Here is a 3,379-nt window from a genome sequence, read left to right as displayed (position 1 = left end):
AAAGCAATAATAGTAAGTTTTGGATTAATAAAGATTCTTGTAACATAGAGCGGGATGATGAGATAGATGCGAAATTGGATTTTGAGAGATGGTCAGAAATCCGTTTTGGGTGGTACGAGGAAACATACAGATGAGTGTGTTAAGATTGTGGAAGAAACAATTTTGTATTTGTGTATATAAAAAAAGAACTAATATGGTATGTCAATATAAAAAACGTTGAAATAATAGCTGAAGCAGTTTGTGTAGATCATGTACATCTCAGAGTAGTAAATCCGCCCCAAATAAATATTTCAAATTTTATGAAGGGTACTTAAAGGGAAAGAGTGCGTTGATTAGCTATGACAGAAATTCCTAATTACAAAGTAAATTGGATAAAGTGTTTGGGGCAAGAGGATATTACGTGGAAACAATTGGTGATATCACTGATGAAGCAGTTCAGAAATATATAAACGAGCAAGCAGAGGATTCGAGAGAAGAAGATACAAGAAGTACCGTTTTGTAACGGATTGGTGGAGGAGTTTGCGATACCGCCCTTTTGAGAGAGCAATAGCAATAGTCCATTGGAGGGCTGATAATAAATAACCACTTGAAGTGGTGGTTGCTAACCTAGTCATTGCACTAGTTACACCACAAGGAGCACACCGAATGGAAGACAAACGAAAGAACGCAGTCCTGGAAATCCTAAACTACTGGAAAATCACAGAATTCTTAGGACAGACCGACATTCCACAGGAAAGTACAGAGAACAAGAAGCTAATAAAAAATATCAAGAATGGCAAAGAGGTTAAGGCAGAGAAGATCGAGGTCTTCTTTGATTTGCCAGTTTTGTCATCTCCTGATATTGATCTGGAAATGATTCTGGAAAATGACAGGGATGGCTATGCGAAGTTTCCTTCGGTTGGTGATGAGATCCATTTTTGCCTGGGGAAGGTAGAGCGGAATACAGTAGTTGATTATCTTGAGAAGTTTATAGAGGATAAATCCGATAATCCTGAGATAGCTTATCCGAAAAAGAGAGCGATCGCATGGTGCTCATTCAAGACAGATACGAAAGGTGTGTATCTTAAGAACAGTTTCCAGCTGTCATCGATACTGTGGGCAGTTGCCAAGTGGGATGAGTCAAGAGCACATAATAGTCATGACTTTTCTCTCGATACTAGCGAGTATGAAGAACTTGTTGGAGAGATCGATGAGGAACTGCAGGACCAGAATGTCGATGAGTTCCTGTCAACCATATACGAAAAGATTTTTAACGAGTATGTGAAACACAGATTCTCAGATGATCCTCAGGAATCGATGGGAATTGCCGAATACAACAGGTATGCGAGCGAACAGGCCAGAGATGCGGACGAGGACGCATTTGACTATGCGGATCTGGGTAAAAGCTTCTTTTTGAATGACATTATCCAGTTGTCAGAGCTGGTTCAGAACGGGAACTTTGGCGATGGGAATGAATATGAGAAGAAAGTGATCGAGTACATTCTGGCAGGGTACGAAAAGTCGAAAGGCCCAGACGATTTACCGAGAACAATCATCTCGCCGGATGCGGGAAAAAGTGAGATGAAGCGGTTATTTGATAAAGTCCTCAATGTCACAAATTCGCCAAGGGGTAAATGGCCGGCCAAATATATGCCGGCGTTGATGCAGCAGGTTGCGGTCAATATAGCGATCAGACAGGACGGGGATGCTCCAGTTTTTTCTGTAAACGGACCTCCCGGAACGGGAAAGACTACATTGCTCAAGGAGATCGTGGCAAGCAATATCGTTGAGCGTGCCAGACTTCTCGCTGAGAACGCAGAAGATCCAGACTCTATATTCGAAATGCATTCATTTTCTCATGGACCGCTAGAGGCAAATGCGAATGCCTATTACCAGTATGCGCCTCATTATTATTCGATAAATGTTGATGAGATCAACAATTATAGTATGCTGGTCGCGTCATGTAACAATGCGGCGGTGGAAAATATCACGATAGACCTTCCGAAGGAGGGGGATATACTTGACAGTTTGGAGTCGTCTGGGGATGACGAAGAGGAGATCTGCTGCGGTCTGGATGAGGTTCATGATTTGTTTGATATCAACAAGTCAGGTGATGTGGAGACTATAACCAGATACGGAAAGAGCCGAGAAGAGAAGGATATTTATTTTACGCGTTATGCGGATAAACTTTTAGGCGGAGCCGACTGCTGGGGCCTTATATCCGCTCCGTTTGGCAGAAAGGCAAATATCCGTAAGTATTGCAATTCGGTCCTGAAGCCATTTGTGGAGGACTATAAATCGAATGGTGTCAGAGAGCAGCATAAGGCAAAATATCTGGAGGTAAGAAAAAAGTTTTTATCTCAATATAAACTGGTGGAAAGCCTGCGAAATGAGTTGGAACAGATCTGTGCTCTGGCAAGTTCGGTTCCTGTGGAGTTGCAGGAAAATGCACCAGAGGATTTGTCATGTGAAATAAGTGATGTGGAAAGAAAGCGGCAGATGTTTGAGCGTCAGTTATTTGCTGAACAAAAAGAGCTGATCGAGCTTGAGGAAAGCAGACCGAAGGGATTGTTCGCAAGGCGTAAGGATACATCCGCAAGAGATATATTCATTCAGGAGAAGAAAGCAACAATATCAAAACTTAATGGAGAGATAACTTCTTTGAACAACAGGATATCAGGCCTGCAGAATCTTCAGGAATACCAGCGGTGTATTTCAAAATACTCGCATGGGCAGATGAAGATGACCCCGGTGGACGCTGCATTTATGGAACGTTATGTATCCGAGGACGACAGGCTGTCAACAAAAGCACAGATAACCAATCCATGGTTTACCGCCCAGTACAATAGAGAGCGTGAAAAGTTATTCCTGTATGCATGTAAGCTGCACAAAGAATTTGTCATTTCTTCAAAATGCATGCGGCATAATATCATCAACCTGATGATTGCGTGGAATGTGTTTGATGATTGTGGTGAGAGGATGAAGCTTGCAGACAGAGAAGAAGCCATGCCGTACATGCTTCAGAGCATTTTCCTGCTCACCCCTGTGATATCCACAACATTTGCTTCTGCGCAGACATTTCTGGGCGATGTGAAGAAAAGCGGAGTGCTTGGAACTCTTATCGTCGATGAGGCGGGACAGGCACAGCCGCAGATGGCGGTTGGTGCGATGTTTAGGTGTAGAAAGGCGATCATAGTCGGAGATCCAAAGCAGATCGAGCCTGTGGTTACCGCAGAGACTGACATGATAAAACAGCTGCTTACCGCAGAGATATTGGCAGGTTACAAGGATAAGAAAATCTCTGTGCAGGCATTTGCTGACTATATAAATCCGTATGGAACTTATCTTGGAAAAGATGAGGAGAAAGAGTGGGTAGGCTGCCCGTTGGTAGTCCATAGGC

Annotated in this window: 1 protein-coding gene and 1 pseudogene; both read left to right on the top strand. The window is 43.1% G+C overall.

What is annotated here, in order from left to right:
* Nucleotides 1-209: 209 nt before the first annotated feature.
* A pseudogene (gene tnpA, locus CCU_RS14900) lies at nucleotides 210-502 on the top strand (IS200/IS605 family transposase); the annotation flags it as partial.
* Nucleotides 503-645: 143 nt separating this feature from the next.
* Nucleotides 646-3,379, top strand: a 2,734-nt coding sequence (locus CCU_RS02685) for an AAA domain-containing protein (RefSeq protein WP_208895925.1), incomplete at its 3' end; no start/stop codon positions are given.

This window comes from Coprococcus sp. ART55/1, from assembly GCF_000210595.1.
Lineage (GTDB): Bacteria > Bacillota > Clostridia > Lachnospirales > Lachnospiraceae > Coprococcus > Coprococcus aceti.
Note: the sequence above shows the minus strand (reverse complement) of the source record. Positions and strands in the feature narration are given on the sequence as shown.